Annotated in this window: 1 protein-coding gene; it reads left to right on the forward strand. The window is 34.5% G+C overall.

Features of this window, described 5'->3' with window-relative positions:
* Positions 1-82: 82 nt before the first annotated feature.
* Entirely contained in the window at positions 83-1,462 is a 1,380-nt protein-coding gene (locus OM074_RS21060; RefSeq protein ID WP_301202687.1) for an IS5 family transposase, read from the forward strand.
* The last annotated feature ends 3 nt before the right edge of the window (positions 1,463-1,465 follow it).

Below are 1,465 nucleotides of genomic sequence, written 5' to 3' on the forward strand. Positions count from 1 at the left end.
TTAGTCAATCCTTAAAAATGGAATAGATTGTTGATAACCAGTTAATAAGCTTTTATTCTTAAGTTTATAATTCTGCAAGCAAATGAGTATTTTAGTCATAAAGCTTGCAGATATGGTTGGAAAACAAGATAATACCCCGCAGTTAAGTATTTTTGATACACCCTTAGAAAAGTTTATTAACCTGGAGCACGAACTATGTGTTTTGTCAAGGCAAATTGATTGGGATAAGGTCGAAGCCGATTTTTCAGTTTATTACTCCGACTTTGGACGGCCATCGCTTCCAATCCGTAAAGTTGTAGGCTTGCTTTTACTAAAGCATATTTATAACCTTAGCGATGAAGCTATTATTGATAGGTGGATCGAAAATCCTTATTGGCAATATTTTAGTGGGGAGAAAGTTTTTCAAACAGAAAAGCCTTTTGATCCAACAGAATTTATACATTTCAGAAAGCGCATAGGAGAAGAAGGTGCTGAGAAACTACTAAAAATTTCAGTGCAACTTTTTGGCAAAGAGGCTCAAGAGAAAGAGGTGTTGATAGACAGTACAGTTCAAGAAAAGAATATCACTTACCCAACAGATGCAAAGCTCCATAAGCGCATCATAGAAAAGGTTAATACGATAGCTAAACTGGAAGGCATAGTACTGCGCCAGACTTACACCCGAACCTTAAAACAGTTAATGATCGATCAACGTTTCCATAGCCATCCCAAACGAAGGAAGAAGGCCAAAGCAGCCTTACGAAAAATAAAGACCATTGCAGGCCGTCAAGTCAGAGATATTGAAAGACAATTTAATCCGACACAAAAACTAAAATATAAAGAATTATTGATTATACTCAATAAGATTCTAACTCAAAAAAAAGGAGATAAGAATAAGATTTACAGTATCCATGAACCAGAAGTTAATTGTATCGCAAAAGGGAAAGAAGCAAAGAAGTTTGAGTTCGGAAATAAATCAGGAATTGTTCTAACCAAAACCACAAAAATAGTCGTTGGAGCTATTGCCTTTGAAAATAATCCATACGATGGACATACACTTGAGGATCACCTTAAGCAAACAGAATACTTGACAGGAAGCATTCCCAAAGTTGGAATTGTAGACAGAGGATATCGGGGAAAGAAAAATATTAACGGTATTGAAATAATATCACCTACTGTTCCTAAAAAAGGAGCTACTCAATACGAGAAACAAAAAGCACGAAAACGATTTAGGGCAAGAGCCGGTATAGAGCCGGTTATTGGTCATATGAAACATGATCACAGAATGTTAAGAAATTATTTAAAAGGGGTTAATGGTGATAAAATAAATACCATTTTAGCTGGTACTGGGTTCAATTTAAAGAAAATGCTCAATAAAATTAAAGAGCAAGTTCTTTTTGACTTATTTAGAATTTTATATCTAGAAAAATACTATTCTCTGAAAACAATTAATTCTCAAAGAATAGTACTTTTTCAGGTCTGACTA

Source organism: Plebeiibacterium marinum, assembly GCF_026013615.1.
Classification (GTDB): Bacteria; Bacteroidota; Bacteroidia; order Bacteroidales; family Marinilabiliaceae; genus Saccharicrinis; species Saccharicrinis marinus_A.

What these genes read in the sequence shown, in the direction of transcription:
- OM074_RS21060 (WP_301202687.1), top strand. Translation starts at nt 83, where the DNA reads ATGAGTATTTTAGTCATAAAGCTTGCAGATATGGTTGGAAAACAAGAT.